The organism is Aridibaculum aurantiacum, assembly GCF_017355875.1.
In the GTDB taxonomy this organism is placed as follows: domain Bacteria; phylum Bacteroidota; class Bacteroidia; order Chitinophagales; family Chitinophagaceae; genus Segetibacter; species Segetibacter aurantiacus.
The window spans coordinates 2,406,190-2,427,313 of the sequence record NZ_JAFEWC010000001.1 but is presented as its reverse complement, the minus strand read 5'-3'; the positions used below and the strand labels follow the sequence as shown (position 1 = coordinate 2,427,313).

Here is a 21,124-nt window from a genome sequence, read left to right as displayed (position 1 = left end):
GCCTGCCCTTGATCAATAGATCAACTTCCCAATCTTTCCTTTGTCGCCAGCAAGAAACACAGCTTTTCCTGTTTTACTCACCATAGCTACATTAAAACTTTCCAGACTTGCCTTCTGCCATTCCTTGTGTGCATTGGTAGCGAAATCAACGCCTGTTACACCACATGCAACCATCATCTTGTCGTTGATGATGCGAATGCAGCTGCGGTATCCAAAAGGAGAACCAATAGAAGGAGAACCCCATTTTTTTCCTGCGTCTGTTGTAAAGAAGAATATATCGAAATAATCACGTGGCACTTTGTAGTCACCACCTATTACATAGAACCTGTTGTTCCTATCTGTATCAAAAGAGAAAGCACCATTAGACTCTTTACCTTGAACAATAGGCATGGTAACAGCTTTATTCGGCTTACCTGGTCTGCCCATCATGAAGATGTTTGAAATGGTTCCGCCTGTTACAAATGCATATTCAAAATCTGGGTGATCTAGGAAGCTGATATTGGTGCCGCTGGCTGAAAATATTGCTTCGCCTGTTTGCGCTGGCGGCAGTTGATTAAGTGGCGTTTCCTGCCAGGTTTCGCCGCCATCAAAAGTGCGGATAATGTAAAAGAAGCCGCGGCCGGAAGAGCCGATCTGTAGCGGGTCGCCAATGCAAATTCCTTCTTTTTCATTTTTAAAATCCATCGCATCCAGGAACATCCCGTTCTGGTTTTTCTCGAAAACCTTTTTCCACGTAAAGCCGCCGTCCGTTGTTTTTAAAATGTATGCAGGATTATCTACTGCCATGATGATAGCAGTAGTACTATCAAAAGCTTCAATATCTCTAAAGTCGCGGGTTTCATAACCTTTGATGGTATGCCATCTCCATGTTGCTCCACCGTCAATGGATTTACCTACAGTACCGTTATTGCCGCTCACCCATATCACCTGGTCCGATGGCACACTCATTCCACGAAGGCTGGTGTTTGGATTATTGGCAATTACCTGCACGCTCACATTTTTTTGAGCATGGGAGGCTATAGCAAATACGAAAGAAAGACAAAAGAGGATACTGGTTTTCATTTACAAGGAATTATAGGTACTGCAATAGCTAGCGCTGCAGTAATAACGAACATACGCTCTTCCTTATTGATTGCAACCTAAAAATTATTTAAACCGTCGAATTGCTGCTAGATGAGATTTATTTTCTTTTATAACATTAAGAAATTTAAACTGTTAAGAAGGTTACATCCTGCTCTTAAATAGCAGGGGAAAATGTAGATTGCAGCTTCTTTCGACGACAATATGAACATTGTAATAATCTATACATTTTTGTTGAGTCTTTCACCGTTTGGTGAAGCGCGTGCCGGTATACCTTATGCTATGTTTCACGGTATGGATGTATCATCCGCTTTCTTCATTGGCCTTTTCAGTAACCTGCTGGTGTTCCCAATATTAATGTGGCTAATAGATAAAGGAAACCATTTACTGTGGCCTTACCGCATCTACAAAAAAAGCGTGATCAGGTTTTCTCGTATGGCTAAGAAAGGTGCTGGGAAGAATATTGAAAAATATGGTTTTTGGGGACTGATGGTTTTTGTGATGATCCCGCTTCCAGGTACAGGGGCTTACATGGGCACTATTGCTGCGTCAGTTTTCAATATCGAAAGAAAAAAAGCTTTTTGGGCGATCAGCCTGGGTGTGTTCATTTCCTGTGTTATTATGGCTGTGGTGTCGCAGCTTGGTAAGGCTGGAATTGAAGCGCTATAACTTTTCTCTAGTCTTTGCTACTGATGTGGAAGTTTAGCTTGTTCTTCAGTATCTCTATTACATTATAGATAATTGGGCATCTGCCGTAGTGCATGAGCGTAACAAACATTCGGCTGGTAAAACCTGGCTTGTGCAGGTGAGGAAACTCGCGGCACTCGCTAAAGCGATGTTCGTATACACTGCATAAGTTGCCGGTAAGGAAGGCACATGGGATGCTGTTCATAACCATTTTTCCCTGCTCGCTGGTTTCAATCTTTTCCTGCTTCAGTAGTTGTTTATCTACCTGTAAATGGTTGGCAATCCTGTCCAGCTCCGGCTCCTCTACATTTATCATCAGCGACCGGCAACAGTTACCGCAACTGGTACAGTCAACTTGCTGGGTTACTTCCTCCGCTATTTGAAATACCTGCTCATCTATGAATGCATCATCAAATTGGCGGGTGTAAAAACGGAAAGCTTCATTCTCTGCCAGCTTATTCTCTTCCTCCTGTTCTATGAAAAGTAGATCTGTTTTTAGCGCTGTATCAGGCTTGGTGGTAACGGGCATTGTGGTGAAACTAATGTATTTGCAGTACGAGAATGTATAAATCTCTTATCCACAATCAGGCCGTTGTTGTTAAAAAAAGAAAAATTGGATGGGTAGAGCGGGAAGGTATATTTGCGGGTTAGTGAGTTGCAAATGCAAAAGGTAAAATGTAAAAGTGACTCAAATTGCATATCCTGTTTTGCATTTTTCATTTTACATTTTCATTGCTGTACTTCGTACAGCCGTACAAGTGAGCCAGCCTGCGGTAGGCTGGTTACACAACGACATTGAATAGAATTACTAATAGCTAAGACACAATTATGAGTGCATTGAACGAATATAACGAGGATAGTATACGAAGTCTCGACTGGCGTGAACACATCAGGCTGAGACCGGGGATGTATATTGGAAAACTCGGTGATGGCAGCAGCCCCGATGATGGTATTTATGTGCTGGTGAAAGAGGTGGTGGACAACTGTATAGATGAGCATACCATGGGTCATGGAAAAAATGTAGAACTGTCGATAAAGGAGAAGACGGTAACAGTGCGTGACTATGGACGTGGTATTCCGCTGGGTAAGGTGGTAGATGTGGTGAGCAAGATCAATACAGGTGCGAAATACGACAGCAAAGCATTCCAGAAAAGTGTGGGCTTGAATGGTGTGGGTACTAAGGCTGTTAATGCTTTGAGTTCTTACTTCAAAGTGACTGCTTTTCGTGAGGGAAAAATGAAGACGGCAGAGTTTGAAAAAGGCCAGCTAAAGAAGGAGCATAAGGAGCAGCCAACGACGGAGCCTAATGGTACTTTAGTAGAATTCATACCGGATGATACAGTGTTCAAGAACTATCATTTTATACCTGAGCACCTGGAGAACCAGATATGGAATTATTGCTATTTGAATGCAGGGCTGGTGATCAACTTCAACGGCAAGCGTTATGTAAGCAAGAACGGCCTGATGGACCTGCTACAGCGCCGTACCAATGAAGATGAAATACGCTACCCGATCATTCACCTGAAAGGGGAGGATGTAGAAATCGCGCTGACGCACAACAACGATTATGGTGAGGATCTATATTCATTTGTGAATGGTCAATACACAACGCAAGGTGGTACACACCAGCAGGCTTTCAGGGAAGCTTTTGTAAAAGTGGTGCGTGACTTCTTTAAGAAGGATTATGAAGCGGCAGATATCCGCGGAAGTATATGTGCAGCTATATCGGTGCGTGTGCAGGAGCCGGTATTTGAAAGCCAGACGAAGACGAAACTTGGATCATTGACTGTATATGAAGGTGGCCCAACCATGCGCAATTTCATGGTTGATTTTCTTGGTAAGGAACTGGATAATTTCCTGCATAAAAATCCACAGACAGCTGATGCTATGCGTAAACGCATTGAGCAGAGTGAACGTGAAAGAAAGGACCTGGCTGGCATTAAGAAACTGGCTAATGAAAGAGCGAAGAAGGCGAACCTGCACAACAAGAAGCTGAGAGATTGTAAGTTTCATTTTAATGATGCGCCGGAAGGAAAGCTGAAGGACGAGATCCTGGAGAAGAAGAACCAGACAACCATATTTATAACAGAAGGTGACAGCGCCAGTGGAAGCATCACCAAGAGCAGAAGGGTAGAAACACAGGCTGTATTTAGTTTACGTGGAAAACCTTTGAACTGCTTTGGCCTTACAAAAAAGGTTGTGTATGAAAATGAAGAGTTCAACCTGCTGCAGCACGCGCTGAACATTGAAGATGGACTGGAAGGTTTACGCTATAATAATATTGTGCTGGCTACCGATGCCGATGTAGATGGTATGCACATCCGCCTGCTGATGATGACGTTCTTCCTGCAGTTCTTCCCCGACGTGGTGAAGAATGGTCACCTGTACATACTGGAGACGCCGCTGTTCCGTGTAAGGGATAAGAAAGAGACAATTTATTGTTATGATGAAACGGAGAAGCAGGCAGCCATTAAAAAGCTGGGCGGCAAGCCGGAGATCACCCGCTTCAAAGGACTGGGTGAGATAAGCCCTGAAGAGTTTGCACGTTTTATAGGTGATGATATGCGCCTGCAGCCGGTGATGCTGATGCCGGAGACGCATATACAGCAGGTGCTGGAGTATTATATGGGTAAGAACACTATGCAGCGGCAGGAGTTCATCATTGATAATTTAAAGGTAGAACTTGACCTGGCAGATGAAGTGGAAGCCACCATTGAAGATGCTAAAGAAAGGTCGGCAAAAGCAATTGGTAAAAAAGCCGATGAGCTGCTGGTGACGGAAGAGGTGCTTTAGAAATTAATATAAGATGTTGGAGATATGATACACGTTGTTTTCGAAAAAGCCAATGTAGAGGCTTTGCGTAAAAGCTTTGAACTGGATCCGTCTATGGATGGTGAAATAGCAGAGGTGCAGGACGATTTTGCAGTCGGACCTCTGGCTGATGTCGATACAGAAGAAGGCGCTGCAGCACGCCTGCAGTGGTGGAAAGATATATTGGCAGGCGGCCATAATGAAGGACTTGCTGATGATGGACATGTAGATGATCAGAAGGTGGTAAGGGAACTAAAGGCGAAGCTGGATGAAAACCCTGAAGAGATTGTGTGGATATGGGCCGCACAAAACAAGCACGACGTTAGCGGCTACTATTGGCTGATGAGCCAGCTAACAGAATACCAGGGGAGGATCTATATCCTTTACCTGAACAATCTGCCTTTCATTAATGAGAAGGGCAACATTTTTTATCCTACCAACCTTTTCCAGATACAGCCGAAGGAATTTGTAAAGGCAAAGAAACTGGCACGGGTCATAACACCAAGTGAGTTTGAAGTTGATCCTGATGAGTGGACAAAACTGTGCAATGAAGATAAAGGCGTGCGCCAACTGGAAGGTGGTAAAAAGCTGGTTTCACGCGGCTATGATTATTACGATAATGAACTGCTGAAGTTTGTAACGAAAGAATGGCAGAAAGGCAACAAGCTGTTGCAGCAATATTTTTCCAAATCAAAAGAAATAACCGGTGATTCTTACCTGCTGTGGAGGCTGAAATATTTGGTAGAAGTTGGTAAGATAGAAATGCAGGGAGACTGGAGAAATATGAAAGACTTCCAGGTGAGGTTGCCTGGTACGAATGCTGAAGCAGCTGAAACAACATCTGCTGAAGCTTCACAATCGTAATTGGAGCCATTCATTCAGGTATATGTTGCACTTGTATAATAACAAGTATTATAATGCCAATCATTTGGTTTATTACATGCTCTTATCAACGCACAATAAAACCATTTAACATGCGCTCAATTCTTGTTCTTTTTCTATGCTTCGTCTACTCCCTTAGTTTCAGCCAATCAACTGCAGAAAAATTAGATGCTTATCTGAAAGCAGCTGAAAGAGCCGGCATCTTCAATGGCTCCGTTTTGGTGTCAGATAAAGGACAGGTAATCTTAAGCAACGGGTATGGGTTAAAAGATGCTGACGCTAAAGTGATGAATGATGCCAATTCAATCTTTCAAATTGGCTCCGTTACTAAACAATTCACTGCTACTATCATTTTGCGTTTAGCAGAACAAGGCAAGTTGTCGCTGAATGACAAGGTGAGCAAGTACTTGCCTGAATTTCCCAATGCTGATAAATTTACTATTGAACACCTGCTGAGCCATACTGCTGGCATTTACAACTATACCAACAACTCCGAGTTCATGAAGAACGAAGTGGAGAAGCCTATCAACAGCCAGGTCTTTTATGCTATGGTAAAAGACAAGCCGCTGGAATTTGAACCTGGCAGTAAGTTCAACTATAGCAATAGTGGCTATATGTTGTTGGGTTACATCATTGAAAAGGTTACAAACAAGCCGTACGAGCAGGTGGTAAGGAAAGAAATTTTTCAGCCGCTGGCAATGAACAACAGCGGTTTTGACTTTACGCACCTGCAGCACAAGGACAAAGCTATTGGATACACTTTGGTAAGTGATGGTAAAGGAGCGCGTGCACCAATAGTGGACTCTACAGTGTGCTATGCCGCTGGTGCTATATATTCTACAGTAGGCGATCTGCAGAAATGGAATGCAGCCGTTTTATCAGGTAAAATTCTAAAGAAGGCTTCTCTTCAGAATGCGTTTACCCCTCGTCATTCAGGTTATGGTTTCGGTTGGGCGGTTGATACAGTTGCAGGCAAGCCAGCCATTGTTCATAGCGGTGGTATACATGGTTTCCTTTCTTACAACGGCATCTTCCCGGCAGAAAATTCCAGCATTGTAGTTCTTACCAATTCTGGCGTAGCAAAGCCTGGAAAAGTTTTCAAAGACATCGCAGCCATTCTTAATGGACAACCATATGAGCTGCCAAAGGCAAAAACAGCCGTTACAGTAGATGAGAGGATATTAAAACAATATGAAGGAGTTTATGAAATCACTCCGCAATTCAGCATCACTGTTCGTGTACAGGATGGCCAGTTAAAGGCTCAGGCTACCAATCAACCAGAGTTTGATCTTTATGCAAAAAACGAAAGGGAGTTTTTCCTGAAAGTGGTGGACGCACAAGTGGAGTTTGTAAAAAATGAGAAAGGTGAAGTGGAGAAAATGATACTTTACCAAAATGGTATGACCTTACCAGGTATAAAGAAAAAGTAAAATTGATTTCTATATTATATTCAGAGCCGCCAAGAAAGCCGGCTTTTCTTATATCCCTATACTTATATCATGAACTCTCTTTACCTGTATAGAAGAAGGTAAACTGCCTTGTATATATGTGCAATTTTTGTTGCTCGTGGGAATTTCATTTTGTAGCTACACCCACTTATTAACGAATGGGTAAGAGATAGGCTGGCGGATTATATTTGCGGCACCTAAGCCGCATCCGGTAAATACATTATGTACATCATCCGTAGCTGGAACTATAGGTATAGGTTCTAATAAAAATTTGAAAGCGTAATTATATAAATGTCAAAAACAGTATTAAATCCTACGGATCCGGCAAACGAAACCGGCGTAACAGGGCAGTATAAAAACTGGTTCCTTGATTACGCATCGTACGTAATACTTGAGCGTGCTGTGCCGGCTGTTGAAGATGGAATGAAACCCGTGCAGCGACGTATTCTGCACGCGATGAAGGAAATGGATGATGGTCGTTTCAACAAGGTAGCGAACATCATCGGGCAGAGTATGCAGTACCACCCGCATGGTGATGCGAGCATTGGCGATGCATTGGTAAACATGGGACAGAAAAACCTGCTGATAGAAACGCAGGGTAACTGGGGCGATGTACGTACAGGTGACGATGCCGCAGCGCCACGTTATATTGAGGCTCGCCTGAGCAAGTTTGCGCTCGATGTTGCTTTTAACAACAAAACAACCGAGTGGCAGCTGAGCTACGACGGCCGGAAGAATGAGCCTGTTACTTTACCTATGAAGTTCCCTATGCTGCTGGCTCAGGGTGCAGATGGTATAGCCGTAGGTCTTTCTACTAAAATTCTTCCGCATAACTTCTGCGAACTGATAGAAGCCTCAATTAAAGCGCTTCGCAATAAGAAGTACGAAATATTTCCGGATTTTCTTACAGGAGGTACTATTGATGTAAGCAACTACAACGAAGGAAAGCGTGGTGGAAAGGTGCGTGTAAGAGCCAAGATCGAGGAGCTGGACAAGAAGACACTGGTAATACGTGATGTTCCGTATGGTGTCACCGTTTCCAGCCTTTGCGACAGCATTGTAAAAGCTAACGACCAGGGTAAGATCAAGATAAAAAAGGTAACGGACGCCACAGCAGCTGAAGTAGAGATAATCATTGACCTGGCTCCGGGAATCTCTCCAGATATCACCATCGATGCACTTTATGCTTTTACTGATTGTGAAGTAAGTATTTCTCCTAATGCCTGCGTCATCATTGATCAGAAACCGCAGTTTGTTTCGGTGCACGAACTGCTGCGGGTGTCCGCTGATAATACACGCAACCTGCTGCGCCGTGAGCTGGAGATCAGGCTGGGTGAATTGCAGGATAAATGGCACTATACTTCATTAGAGAAAATCTTCTTTGAAGAGAAGATATACAAGGAACTGGAGAAGAAGCACGAAACATGGGAGAAGGTGCTGGTGGCTATTGAAAAAGCTTTTGCGCCTTTTGTAAAGAAGCTGCGCAGAGATGTTACAAGAGAAGATGTACTGAAGCTGACGGAGAAACCTGTACGTCGTATCTACAAACTGGACATCGACGAACTAAACGCGCAGATCAAAGCGTTGGAAGCCGACATCAAGCAGGTGCAGTACGACCTTGAGCATCTTACTGATTATGCCGTTGCTTACTATGAAGGTTTATTGAAGAAGTATGGCAAAGGACGGGAGCGCAAAACAGAGATCCGCCAGTTTGATGTGATCACAGCTAAGACTGTGGCCATTGCCAATACCAAGATCTATATGAACCGTGCAGAAGGTTTTATAGGTACAGGTTTGAAAAAAGATGAATTTATTACAGACTGTAGTGACCTGGATGATATCATTGTTTTTACCAAGAGTGGTAAAATGAAGGTGGTGCGGGTGTCCGAAAAAGTATTTGTTGGTAAGGATATCATTCATGCTGCAGTATTTCAGAAGAATGATGAGCGTACTACTTACAACATGATCTACCTGGATGGAGCTTCAGGCGTGAGTTATGCAAAACGTTTTAATGTAACCGGTATAACCCGCGATAAAATATATGATCTTACCAAAGGCAGCGACAAGAGCAAAGTCCATTATTTCACTTCCAATCACAATGGCGAAGCAGAAGTAGTAAAGGTGGTACTTAGCCCGAATTGTACTGCACGTATCAAGGAGTTTGATTTCTTCTTTGAAACAATAGATATAAAGGGTAGGGGCAGCCAGGGAAATACGGTAACAAAGTATCCTATCAAAACAGTCAAGTTCAAAGAAGCTGGAAAAAGCACTTTGTCAGGTAGGAAATTATGGTTCGACAGTAAGTTCGGTAGGTTGAATACTGAAGAGAAAGGCGAATACCTTGGCAGCTTCGAAGAAGAAAAGCTACTGGTAATAACTGATGATGGTAGCTACGAGCTCACTGATACGGAACTTACGCAGCGTTTTGAACCTGAGAAAATTCTTTTGATTGAAAAGTTTGATCCTGAAAAAGTGATCACTGCTGTTTACCTGGATAACGATAAACTGCAATACAATATCAAGCGTTTTAGAATTGAAACATCATCCATTAAGAGCAAGTTCTTATTTATTAAAGAAGGTAAGAACAACAGGCTGGAAGCAGTGACCACAGACCAGGAGCCGGTGCTTATTCTTCATACAGGCAAAGGAGCACAGGCTACAACCCAGCGTATACAGATAGCAGGATTTATAGAAGTAATGGGTTGGAAGGCTGCAGGTAATAAATTGACCGACTACAATAAAACTGTTGAAATGGAATGGGAGCAAAAACAAAATGAAGAGGACGTGCAGGCTAAACTTTTCTGATGTAAAATTTCTTAAAGGTTACATTTTGTATATGGCTACTGACAAAATCAGTAGCCATTTTTTATATGAGAGCCACAATAGCTTGATGAGTGGGTGTAAAACATTTTAGATACTGTAATTAGATATAAACTTTGAATATAACCTTACACATAATGCTTATTCTTCTGAATCCTCATTAATAACTATTAAAAAAATGTGAATAGAAAAGCAGCGTTACACCACCAATTGTTTACTTGTAAGGATATATTTGCGATCGTTTAACAAAAAAAACAGTCTAATGAGAAAATGTAGAATGCTTTGCCTCATGGCGATGCTTTTGACCTGTCAGCTTGTTTGGGCACAAACAAGAGATGTAACAGGTAGGGTAGTCGACCAAAATGGCAACACCCCCCTGAGTGGCGTTACAGTTAGTGCTAGAGGAGGCACACCCGCTACAACTACTGACGCAAACGGTAATTTTAGTTTGCGCGTTCCGGGCACAGTAACCACTCTAGTGTTTACTTATGTTGGTTATGCAGAAGTTCAGGCTCCTATTTCATCAGGGCCTATGAGCATTTCTATGCGTGCCGGCGCAAGTACTATTGATGAAGTGGTTGTTACTGGTTACACTACTATTCAGCGTAAGAAATTTAGTGGTGCCACAGTAGCGGTTCCAATAAATGAAGTACGTACTGCACCTTTCGGTTCATTTGACCAGGCGCTACAAGGTAATGCTGCCGGTGTTTCGGTAATTGCATCCAGTGGTCAGCCAGGAGCAAACGCAGTTGTACGTATCCGTGGTATCGGATCTATCAGTGGTGGTAACGTACCTCTTTACATTTTAGATGGTATCCAAATCTCTGCTGCTGATTTCGCTTCTCTTAACCAAGGTGATTTCGAAAACGTAGAGATCCTGAAAGATGCGGTAGCTACTGCTATGTACGGTTCTCGTGGTGCTAATGGTGTTATCGTTATCACTACCCGCAGAGGTCGTGCAGGACAGATCAACCTGAACTACGATGCTCAGGTAGGTTTTAGCGATCTACCTAAAGACCGCCTGGTTATGATGAACAGCCAGCAAAAAATTGACTACGAATTACAGCGTGGTAATCCTTTTGGATGGACTCCTGCGCAGGCAGATAGCTTACGCCTGGTTAACTTCAACTGGAGAGATGCGCTTTTCCGGACTGGTATGACACAGCAGCACCAACTAAGTGCTTCTGGTGGTTCTCAAGCTAGCCGTTTCTTCGCTTCATTGTCTTACATGGACCAGGAAGGTATCGTTAAGAACACTGGTTTGAAGCGTTATACTACAAGGATCAACGTTGACAACAATATCAAGAACTTCCGTTTTGGTGCAACCCTTCAAGGTGGTTACTCTAGAACAACCAATACTTCTGAAGGTGCAACTTTCACCAACATGCCTCTGAACGCTATCCGTTGGACTAACCCATACGATCGCGATTTTGATCCTAGAACTGGTGACTACCAGCAGACAATCAACCCTACTACAGGCAGACCAACTGGCCAGTTCAGGTCAGGTCAGCCAAATGGTGCGCTTGAATTGTTTGAGAACAGAAGGTTTACACACCAGGTAAAAGGTATAGCTACTACTTACCTTGAGTACCATCTTCCTTGGGTTACTGGTTTATTTGCCAGGACTAACTGGGGTATAGATTATACTCAGAACGAATTTGACTTCTATACAAGCCCTAGAACTTCTGCTGCACAAAGCCGCGAAGGTTCTTTGCAAAGACAATTCAACAGGAACCTGCGCTACACTGGTACTACTTCATTGAACTATAAGAGAACTTTCGACAAGCATGAAGTAGAAGCAGGTGTTTTCACCGAGGTTGTAAAAACTGACTTCCGCACATTTGGTTTCGTAGGTTATGGTTTCACAACTGATTTCAGAAACGAAGCAGGTATCACACAGGGTAGTGCTACCAATGCTAACTTCATTCCTTCAGTGAATGGTAGTGGTACACAAAATGGTATCCTTTCTTACTTCTCTATCCTTAACTATGGTTACGATGGAAAATACTATGCAACATTAGTAGGTCGTCGTGATGGTTCTTCTCGTTTCGGTGTAAACAACCGCTTTGCAAACTTTGGTTCATTCGGTCTTACATGGGTAGCTACACAAGAAAACTTCCTTCGCGATGTTAAGTTCTTGAACGACCTACGTGTTAGAGCTAGTATTGGTACTACAGGAAGCAACAATGCTCCTGCAGGTGACTATCCAATCCCAATGTTGGGTACTGCATCTTATGCTGGTGCAAATGCACTTTCTCCAATCACTCCAGGTAACCTTGATTATAGCTGGGAAACAAACCGCACTGCTAACCTTGGTGTTGACTTCGCGGTGTTGAATCGCAGATTGTCTGGTACTGTAGAAGTTTATGACAGGCTTACTAAAGATCTGTTCTTCTCTATTCCTGTTGATTATTCTACTTCTGGTTTCGGTTCTATCCCAAGTAACTTTGGTAGCCTTAGAAACCGTGGTATAGAGATCATGTTAAGAGGTGATGTAGTAAGAACAAGAGATTTCAGGTGGACTTTGGAAGGTAACTTCACTTACAACCAAAACAGGATTGTAGAAATTCCAACTGACTCCACAGTTACTGGTGTTACTATTCTTGCAAAAGGTCGTCCGCTTAACAGCTACTTCCTGGTACCATTTGCTGGTGTAAACTCAGCTAACGGTAATGCATTGTATCGCACAAAAGATGGCGCTCTTACTGAAACTTACAGTGTGAACGATCGTCGTATCCAGGGTACTGCAGATGCACCTTATGTAGGTGGTATCCAATCTACCATCTCTTACAAAGGATTTGACCTGAGCGCACAGTTGAACTACTTCCTTGGTCGTGTTCTCTACAACAATGAAAGAAACAACGTGATCAACCCTCAGTACTACACTGATAACATGTCAGTAGAAATGCTAAGAGAGTGGAAGCGTCCAGGTGATGTTACTGATGTTCCAAGAGCATCTTCTACTGGTGGTAATGCTTTCCAGGCAGAAACAACTCGTTTGTTGGAAAATGCTGACTTCTTCCGTTTGAGAAACGTGATGTTAGGATATACTTTCCCTCAGCGTTTGCTTTCTAAAGCTAACATCAGAAGTGCAAGGATCTTCGTTCAGGGACAAAACTGGTGGACATGGACAAGGTTCCAGAGCTACGATCCTGAATTAACACAATCTTCAGCTCAAACAGGTGCTCAATACCCAGCACTTATCCAAACAACTGTAGGTTTGTCACTAGGTTTTTAATTCAAATTTTAAAAGAAGAGTATGTTTAAAAGAATAAAATATTCCTTCGTAGCATTGGTTGCTTTCATCATGGTGCTACAAGGATGTTCAAGAAAAGAGGTTCTGGAACTAACGCCAGAATACCAGCTGGATGCCTTGACGAACCCATCTACAATTGATCAGGTAGAGCAGGTATTGACAGGTGCCTATTCAAGATTTAGAAACGCCAACTATTATGGTTCTGGTAGTGGTACCGGCGCTGGTTGGGCTATCATGCCAGATGTTCTTTCTGATAATCTTTACGAGACTTTGGAATCACTGGCGAACTCAAGAGCAATGGCTGATTGGATCTACAATGGTAATACCGGCCAGATCACAAATATGTACGCTGCTGCTTACCAGGTAATAGCTAATGCTAATATCGTAATCAGGGATGTGGACAAATTTGCAACGCCTTCTAACCAGGGCAGGATCAACAGGATCAAAGGGCAGGCTTTTGCTATTCGTGCTTTGGCTCATTTTGACCTGTTCAGGTACTGGGCTGTTGATTACGACAGGAACAGCACTACTTCATTAGCGCTTCCTTACACTACAGAATTTATTGTGTCATCTAACCTAAAGCCTACAAGGTTGTCGAATAAGGTGTATTACGATAACCTGTTTGGTGATATCCAGCAAGCAACTACTTTGCTGGCGAACGTAGACCAACCAATCAATCCTGCGGGAAGAGCTTCTCGTCCTTTCATTGACCTTACTGCAGTTCATGCACTGAATGCAAGGGTTTCTTTGTATGCAGGTTTGTGGAGCCAGGCTGAGACTGCAGCTACTGCTGCTATCAATGCAAGGCCACTGGCTACCGGTGCTGCTTTTGCAGGTATGTATACTGAAAGTTCAGCTGGTGAGATCATTTGGAACGTACAGGTTGAGTCTGGCCAGTCTGGCCCTACTTACCTGATTTTCTTCCCTGCTCAGCAGAGGACTTATTTCCGTCCTGCTTTAGAGGTAGCTAATACTTCTAACACTGGTCTTATCCAGACCAATGATATCAGGTACAGCACATACTTTAGTAATGTAGGTGGTTCACTAGCTGTAACCAAATACAGTGGTAAAGGTGGTGCAGTAGATGGTGCTGCAAACTTCATCGTTTTCCGCACTGGCGAAATGTACCTTATCAGGGCTGAAGCAAGAGCAAGAATGGGTGGACAAGATGCTGCTGCATTGCAGGATCTGAATACACTGCGTGCTGCTCGTATCACAGGTTATACTCCGGTTACAGGTCTTAGCGGACAGGCATTACTTGATGCTATCGCTAACGAAAGAAGAAGAGAACTGATAGCTGAAGGGCATCGTTTCTTCGACCTGAAGCGTACTACTCGTACAATTGTAAGAGGTAGCACTTGTGGAAATTCTAATATCTCTCCAACAGGTGTTTGTACACTGGCACCAACAGCAAGAGAGTGGGCACTGCCTATTCCTGAGCCTGTAAGAAATGCTAATCCAAACCTGGTTCAAAACCCTGGGTACTAATCTTAAATAAGTAAATATTATGAGAAATAAATTCAATCACCTTTACCTGGCCCTGGCATTATTTACAATGCTGGCTGGCTTGGTAGGTTGTAAAAAGGATGAAGGAATGGTTGTTCCTGAACAAGTACCTTTCTTCCTTGCTAAGCCTGCATCTGGTAATTATTCCATTGCTACTCCAACTTCTGTTTTTAAAGTATTGGTAGGTTTAACTACTCCTTCCAGCACCGACAGAACAATCAACATCTCTGTTTCTTCACCTTCTGGTGCAGTAGCAGGTACACACTATAACTTAAGCAAAACTTCTATTGTTATTCCTGCGGGAAAAGTACTTGACAGTTTTGAAGTTAGAGGTGTGCAGAGCCAGTACTTAACTGGTAGAAGAGATACACTTCAACTGAGAATTGATGGTGCTGAAACTTCAAAGAGCCTGTTGGCCAGCACTTTCAACCTGTTTGTTTCAGGTCCTTGCTTTGAAGGAAGTGTAAACCTGAATGCTTTCCTTGGAGCTTATCCTGGAACCATTGAAGAGTTCGGTACTCCTTACGGACCTTACACTACTACAGTTACTGCAGTAAATCAAACAAGTCCTACAACTGGAACCATCACGGTGTCTAATATCTTTGATGCAGGATGGAACCCGGTAACCTTCAATCTAGATTGGACAGATCCGGCAAACAGGATCATCACTTTAACTCAGCAATCTAATATTGGTGATGCAGGTACGATCAATCCTACTTACTCTGGACAGGACATCAGTGTTAGAAACCATTCTAATGGACAAAGAGGAACTTTCTCTATCTGTAATCAAACAATCACTATCAGGATGCAATTAGGCGTTACTGGTTTAGGTTGGTTCAATACAATGTATACTTTGAACATGGCTAGATAAGATCATTTTCAAAATGGAATTACAATGGGCTGCCTCTTCTGGGCAGCCCTTTTTTTTTGTTTTATAAAACATAGTAGAGGAAAATTAGTACCAGGTAAGGATGTAATCAGCAGGAATTTGATGAATTGCCATGGAATAGTCTTTGCATCTAAACCCAAAATCATTCTATGAAAAATCCTTCAACGGAGCTGTTAGGCTCTATCATTCTGCTTTGCCAGCAAGGTGATCGTGAAAGTCAAAGATTGTTATACGATCATTTTTCTCCCGCTATGTATACTTATTGTTTAGAGAATGCTTCAACCACTGCAGAAGCAGAAACTTTATTATTACAAGGATTTCTCCAGGTATTTGATAAGATCTCAGAATTTCAACCAGGTGCAGATCTTGAAGCATGGACACTTGGTATCTTTCAAATTACAATTAGTCAGTACCAGTACAAGAAGATTTTATGCGCCACCGAATTTCCTTCCGTTCGGATGACCACAGAGCGTAAGAGTATGGATGTTTTCCAGGTGAGAAATAGTTAATTGCATAAAAAAACCGGCAGAGCCGGTCTTTAGATTCTTATTGATTGCTGCTGATAAGTGTAGGAGGTTTTCTCCTAAAACGTATGGTAGCATTTTTAATAAAGTTACTGGTCATGAATAATTCGTAACGTTTATCTCCAGCGTATATAATTGCTACAGCAGTGTTAGGAGGGATAGTCCCAAGGTTTTCTGCATACATCGCTATTTCATTAACCGTAGTATCAAGCGGCAGCGTAAAGTTGAGCGGCTGTTTGCTTAGCATTTGTTTATGTGATATCAACTGTCTATTGTAGAAAAGTGAAATGGTATCATTGTCTATATCACCATTATCGTACAAGCTGATCTTCAGGCTGTCGGCATCTACTTCTATAACCTCTGATGCTTCAAAAGATCTTTTAACCAAAGCGGCTACCATTGGTGCAGTAGTATCTGGTTTCTCTTCTGGAAACTGTTCTTTCAATAGTTTTTCCAAAGGATTATCATCTTCTAAATTATCAGCAAGATCTCTCAGTTTCGGATCATCCGTTTTGGCCTGAGGTTGCTCTTTCTTAAATTTTATATTTATAGGAGGGCATGTAAAACGATAATCATAAGTAGGATTGAACTGACCAGTAAGTGTGGTCTCTAATTTAGATATACGTAAAGTGAAAGATCCCTCCATTGGACAATCAGCACCATTTTGATCTTTAGCCTGGTAATTTAGTACCGGCCTTGCCTGTAGTTCAAGTGTGCGGGTTTTGCTATTGAAGACACCGGTAACATTGGTTTTGATAGCTACACTTCTAAAAAAATAATTGAAAGTACCAGTAACACTATTGCCTCTTTGGGTAAGCGTAAGTTCGGATAAGTAACTATTGTGTTCACCAGCCCAGTTCACGCTGCCTATGCCGTACCATTCGCCTGATACAGATTGAGCTTTAACGCTTTGGGTAATGGAAAAGAAAAGGAGTAAGAGGGATAAGGTATAAGATTTCAATAGAAAGTAGATTTAGCTGGACAAATAACGCTGACTTCAATCGATTATCATGCCAGTAAAATCATAAAAACGCTTGGTGGGAATAAATTATTTGAGATAACGTTTTAATTCACGTTCGGTATCTTTCTTCTTGATACTGTCTCTTTTATCATGCAATTTCTTACCGCGGCCAAGGCCTATTTCTATTTTGGCCATACTCTTTTCATTGAAGAAAATGCGAAGAGGTACAACTGTAAAACCCTTGTCTTTAAGCTTTGTCTCTAGCTTTCGCAATTCTCTTTTGGTGAGTAATAATTTCCTGTCGTGTACGGCTATATGATTATTGGCAGTGCCCAAAGAATATTCGGCTATATACATGCCGCGTATCCATAGCTCGTCTTTGAAGAACATGCAATAGCTATCGTTGAAGCTAACCTTTCCTTCGCGTATGCTTTTTACTTCTGTTCCCATCAGCACCATTCCAGCTACCCATTTGTCCTCTATATAATACTCGTGGTAAGCCTGCCTGTTATTTATTTCTTTAGTAGCCATGGCGGCAAAAATAAGTGATGTGTGAAACTGTGAAGTCAAAAATAAAATGTAGCAACCTGGTGATAACAAATACTGAAAAACACTATCTACCTGGTGGTTCAGGATATTCTCTACAAAGCAAAAAGGAAAACCCATTTGAAGTTTTCCCTTTTGAATTATGATTTTTAGAATTGTAGTTTTCTAAGACTGGAAGAGCCTGATAACCTGCGCCAGCTTTTGCTTTAATGACCTGCGGTGAACAATGAAATCCAGGAAACCATGCTCCAGCAGAAACTCGCTGCGCTGGAAACCTGCAGGAAGATCTTTTTTGATGGTTTCTTTAATTACACGAGGCCCAGCAAAACCAATAAGAGCACCAGGTTCTGCAATATTCAGATCGCCCAGCATACCGAAGCTCGCTGATATACCTCCAAAGGTTGGATCTGTAAGCATGCTTATGTACGGAAGCTGTGCATCGCTAAGTTGCGAAAGTTTACCGCTGGTTTTTGCAAGTTGCATCAGGCTAAAAGCACTTTCCATCATGCGGGCACCACCACTTTTGCTGATGACCATGTACGGCAGTTTATGCTCAATACAATAATCAACAGCGCGGCTGAATTTTTCACCCATAACACTTCCGAGACTTCCACCGATGAACTCAAAGTCCATGCATGCGATTACAATTTCCTGCCCGTCTACCTTGCCGGTAGCAACACGCATACTGTCTTTCAGGTCAGTCTTGTTCCAAATGTCTTCCAACCTTTTGCCGTATGGTTTCAGGTCGGTAAAACCAAGGTAGTCCTTGCTAAGAATGTTCTCGAACAGTTCGGTGTATTCGTTGTTATCGTAGATGATCTCGTAGTACTCGCTGCTACCAACGCGGTGATGATGATCGCACTTCTGGCATACGTAATATGCTTCTTTCAGATCTGCTGCGGTTGAGATATAATTGCACTCAGGACATTTAGCCCAAAGCCCTTCCGGTGTTTCCTTCTTTTCTGAAGAAGGCGTAAGAATTCCTTTTTTTATGCGCTTAAACCAGCGCGGCCTTCCTTCTTCGTTCTTGGTTTCATCGCCGGTCAGGTTGGCATCAAAATCCTCTTCTTTTTTCATACGCTTTTCAATTGGGGGATTGAAGATAGTGATAAAATCTAGTGCTGGTTGAGCTGACAGCTTTAGAAAAAAAACGGAGTACATAGTACGCAGTAAGAATTCCCAGTTGCTGTCAACGCTTTGCTAGATCATTATCATTTTGTTCTAATGTTTAAACTAATATGCAGCTTTTGCTGCTTTATGTACTGTAGTACAAGTGAGTGACACAACGATGATGCCACAGGGTACTACTGCTGGTTACAAAAATACCTGTCATATTGCTACGACAGGTATTCTTTTTTTATGCTACTGTAATTGATTCGTCCAGGTAAACATCCTGTATAGCGTGCAGCAGGCTGACACCATCCTGGAACGGGCGCTGGAATGCTTTACGTCCAAGAATTAGTCCCATTCCACCGGCACGCTTGTTCACTACCGCTGTGATCACTGCTTCCTGCAGGTCGCTGTCGCCCATGCTTTCGCCACCGCTATTTATCAGGCCTACACGTCCGTTGAAGCAATTGAGCAACTGGTAACGGGTAAGATCGACTGGGTGATCGGAAGTAAGTTTTTCGTATACCAACTTGTGAGTTTTGCCGTGCTTGGTAGCCAGGTACCCGCCATTGTTGGTAGGCAGTTTTTGCTTGATGATATCTGCCTGCAGCGTAACACCAAGATGATTTGCCTGCCCGGTAAGATCGGCTGAAGTATGATAATCTTTACCATCAACCTTAAAGGCATTGTTGCGGGTGTAACACCAAAGAATGGTAGCCATACCTAAAGAATGCGCTATTTCAAATGCTTCGGCAACTTCCTTAAGCTGGCGGGAACTTTCGGCGCTTCCCCAATAGATGGTAGCACCTACCGCTACAGCTCCCATATCCCATGCATTCTTAATGGTGCCAAACATGGTCTGGTCGAACTTATTGGGATAGCTAAGAAACTCGTTGTGGTTGATCTTTACAATGAAAGGTATCTTGTGCGCATACTTGCGGCTCATGATACCTAGTACGCCATAGGTACTGGCTACACCGTTGCAACCACCTTCTATAGCAAGCTTTATTATGTTTTCAGGATCGAAATAAATAGGATTGGGAGCGAATGATGCACCACCGCTGTGTTCAATTCCCTGGTCAACAGGGAAGATGCTGCAGTGGCCTGTTCCGGCAAGGCGGCCTGTGTTCAACAAAGTGTGCATGCTGCGCAGAACCTGGTTGCTGCGATTGCTGTTCACCCAGTTTTCATCAACATGGTTGGGAGAGGGAAGATGAATAGTTGACTTATCAATTGTTTTACACTCGTGGTTTAGCAGGTATTCTGCTTTGTCACCTAAAAGTTCCAGGATTTTTTGATTTGCCATGGCAAGTGGTCAGTGGTTTGGTTAGTGTATAATTTTTCTTCTATCGTCTACTGCACTTAGATGCATAGTAAATAACCAGCGGTACCCGTAGCGGAACTGAATATTGCAGGTTCAGAACTACGAATATTAAGCGCAGTTTTTAGTGCTGGCAAAGATAGAAGGAAATAGAATATAGCGGTTGAGGGAGAAGCTAATACACACTTCTTACCCTGCTTTTCTCAACGAAACGTATATTCTTATGAAGCGTTTGTTTCAGGTTCAGTTTTACAATATCACCCATTGTTCTTGCTTTCAAAAAGCGCTTGTTATCATGATAAAATGCAAGTTCCGTTTTTAGTTGTTCTATCTTCTCTGGCGAAGAGATGTTGTCCTTGCACATAATGTTGAAGAGTTCCATTAAGCGGAAGCGAGAATCAGCAACCCGGAAAGCCATCATGGTTCGTTCTTCAGTTTGGTATTGTTCTATGGAATCTTTGTTCAGGTGCTCTAGCGCTGTATTTACAAAAGGAAGGTTCTCTTTGAAAAACTGGGGCAGGTAAAGATTCTTACGGCTCTCGTAGGATTGCTGGTCAAAATCTATAGCGCGTATGCGGTATTGCAAGTCTTCAATATCGGGTGTTATATCAACTACATAATTATAAGAACGCATATCGCCCAGTAGCCTGAGAAAGCAACGTTCGTTGAATTTAACGAACTCCTTGGAAAGCCTGATCTTGTTGGTATGTGGTTGTTCCAGGTAGTTTTTGATGAACATATCACCGGGAATTCCGGGAATATGTTCTTCTACCATGGTGTCAAGAAAGGTAAAATAAGTTATACGGTTTGGTGATAATAAGTGCTCAAGCTCAAGGCCGTAGATACGTGAGGCATCTGCCTGCTTTATGTAAAAATGATCGTAGTTGTCGTTGAACTTATTTACAATGCGGATGCGAAAAGGATGGGAGTTACCAAACGGGCAGAAGTCAATCCGTGCTACATCCAGGTGTTTAGAAAAAGCAAGATTTCCTTCTGTTTTGAGAATGGCATAGATCTGCAACAAGCCATCGCGAATAAATTCCCATTCACGCATATCGTAAACCACCTTTTCCCAATGCGTATCGTTGCCATATTTATCCAGTAGCGGAACAGAGAAGGTTATGCGAGCAAGGTCGGCGTATAATACCGGAAGTTTTACCTCTCGACCATATTGCTGCAGGTAGTGCCGAAGTTTGGTGTTGATGGGATACATCGGCTTCTTACGTGACGGCGCATCTGATACTTTTTCCCGCTCTGCATTGAACTGGTCGCTAAAACTCATT

At 42.6% G+C, this 21,124-nt stretch carries 16 protein-coding genes; 9 read left to right on the top strand and 7 right to left on the bottom strand.

Annotation, left to right across the window (positions count from 1 at the left end):
- Positions 1 to 12: 12 nt before the first annotated feature.
- The gene (locus J4N22_RS10140; RefSeq protein WP_207493898.1) at positions 13 to 1,062 is read right to left on the bottom strand and encodes a WD40/YVTN/BNR-like repeat-containing protein; all 1,050 of its coding nucleotides are present in this window, start codon (positions 1,060 to 1,062) and stop codon (positions 13 to 15) included.
- 222 nt (positions 1,063 to 1,284) lie between these two features.
- On the opposite strand from J4N22_RS10140, the gene J4N22_RS10135 reads away from it, so the two are divergent.
- The gene (locus J4N22_RS10135) at positions 1,285 to 1,749 is read left to right on the top strand and encodes a COG2426 family protein (RefSeq protein WP_207493896.1); all 465 of its coding nucleotides are present in this window, start codon (positions 1,285 to 1,287) and stop codon (positions 1,747 to 1,749) included.
- A 7-nt stretch (positions 1,750 to 1,756) separates the two neighbouring features.
- Here J4N22_RS10135 and J4N22_RS10130 read toward each other — a convergent pair whose 3' ends face one another.
- Entirely contained in the window at positions 1,757 to 2,296 is a 540-nt protein-coding gene (locus tag J4N22_RS10130; RefSeq protein WP_207493894.1) for a YkgJ family cysteine cluster protein, read from the bottom strand.
- 299 nt (positions 2,297 to 2,595) lie between these two features.
- Between J4N22_RS10130 and J4N22_RS10125 the strand changes: the two genes are divergently transcribed.
- From J4N22_RS10125 to J4N22_RS10090, 8 genes are all read left to right on the top strand, one after another.
- Positions 2,596 to 4,560 carry a DNA topoisomerase IV subunit B gene (locus J4N22_RS10125; protein WP_207493892.1) on the top strand — a complete coding sequence of 655 codons (1,965 nt, stop codon included), beginning with the start codon at positions 2,596 to 2,598 and terminating at the stop codon, positions 4,558 to 4,560.
- Positions 4,561 to 4,584: 24 nt separating this feature from the next.
- Entirely contained in the window at positions 4,585 to 5,442 is an 858-nt protein-coding gene (locus J4N22_RS10120; RefSeq protein ID WP_207493890.1) for a DUF1835 domain-containing protein, read from the top strand.
- Positions 5,443 to 5,552: 110 nt separating this feature from the next.
- On the top strand, positions 5,553 to 6,890 hold the full coding sequence (locus tag J4N22_RS10115) for a serine hydrolase (RefSeq protein WP_207493889.1): 1,338 nt from the start codon (positions 5,553 to 5,555) through the stop codon (positions 6,888 to 6,890).
- A gap of 309 nt (positions 6,891 to 7,199) precedes the next feature.
- Entirely contained in the window at positions 7,200 to 9,713 is a 2,514-nt protein-coding gene (locus tag J4N22_RS10110) for a DNA gyrase/topoisomerase IV subunit A (RefSeq protein WP_207493887.1), read from the top strand.
- Between the two features lie 277 nt (positions 9,714 to 9,990).
- Positions 9,991 to 12,966 carry a SusC/RagA family TonB-linked outer membrane protein gene (locus tag J4N22_RS10105; protein WP_207493885.1) on the top strand — a complete coding sequence of 992 codons (2,976 nt, stop codon included), beginning with the start codon at positions 9,991 to 9,993 and terminating at the stop codon, positions 12,964 to 12,966.
- Between the two features lie 21 nt (positions 12,967 to 12,987).
- On the top strand, positions 12,988 to 14,472 hold the full coding sequence (locus tag J4N22_RS10100; protein WP_207493884.1) for a RagB/SusD family nutrient uptake outer membrane protein: 1,485 nt from the start codon (positions 12,988 to 12,990) through the stop codon (positions 14,470 to 14,472).
- 19 nt (positions 14,473 to 14,491) lie between these two features.
- On the top strand, positions 14,492 to 15,361 hold the full coding sequence (locus tag J4N22_RS10095; RefSeq protein ID WP_207493879.1) for a DUF4843 domain-containing protein: 870 nt from the start codon (positions 14,492 to 14,494) through the stop codon (positions 15,359 to 15,361).
- 167 nt (positions 15,362 to 15,528) lie between these two features.
- Positions 15,529 to 15,888: an RNA polymerase sigma factor gene (locus J4N22_RS10090; RefSeq protein ID WP_207493878.1), complete on the top strand. Its 360-nt coding sequence runs from the start codon at positions 15,529 to 15,531 to the stop codon at positions 15,886 to 15,888.
- 37 nt (positions 15,889 to 15,925) lie between these two features.
- Here J4N22_RS10090 and J4N22_RS10085 read toward each other — a convergent pair whose 3' ends face one another.
- From J4N22_RS10085 to J4N22_RS10065, 5 genes are all read right to left on the bottom strand, one after another.
- Positions 15,926 to 16,864 carry a hypothetical protein gene (locus J4N22_RS10085; RefSeq protein ID WP_207493876.1) on the bottom strand — a complete coding sequence of 313 codons (939 nt, stop codon included), beginning with the start codon at positions 16,862 to 16,864 and terminating at the stop codon, positions 15,926 to 15,928.
- 87 nt (positions 16,865 to 16,951) lie between these two features.
- Positions 16,952 to 17,395 carry an SsrA-binding protein SmpB gene (gene smpB, locus J4N22_RS10080; RefSeq protein ID WP_207493874.1) on the bottom strand — a complete coding sequence of 148 codons (444 nt, stop codon included), beginning with the start codon at positions 17,393 to 17,395 and terminating at the stop codon, positions 16,952 to 16,954.
- A 180-nt stretch (positions 17,396 to 17,575) separates the two neighbouring features.
- Positions 17,576 to 18,487: an acetyl-CoA carboxylase, carboxyltransferase subunit beta gene (gene accD, locus J4N22_RS10075; RefSeq protein ID WP_207493870.1), complete on the bottom strand. Its 912-nt coding sequence runs from the start codon at positions 18,485 to 18,487 to the stop codon at positions 17,576 to 17,578.
- Between the two features lie 280 nt (positions 18,488 to 18,767).
- The gene (locus J4N22_RS10070) at positions 18,768 to 19,826 is read right to left on the bottom strand and encodes a class I fructose-bisphosphate aldolase (protein ID WP_207493869.1); all 1,059 of its coding nucleotides are present in this window, start codon (positions 19,824 to 19,826) and stop codon (positions 18,768 to 18,770) included.
- Positions 19,827 to 20,016: 190 nt separating this feature from the next.
- A complete protein-coding gene (locus J4N22_RS10065; RefSeq protein WP_207493868.1) occupies positions 20,017 to 21,123 on the bottom strand; it encodes a hypothetical protein in 1,107 nt (368 codons plus the stop codon).
- Position 21,124 lies beyond the last annotated feature (1 nt).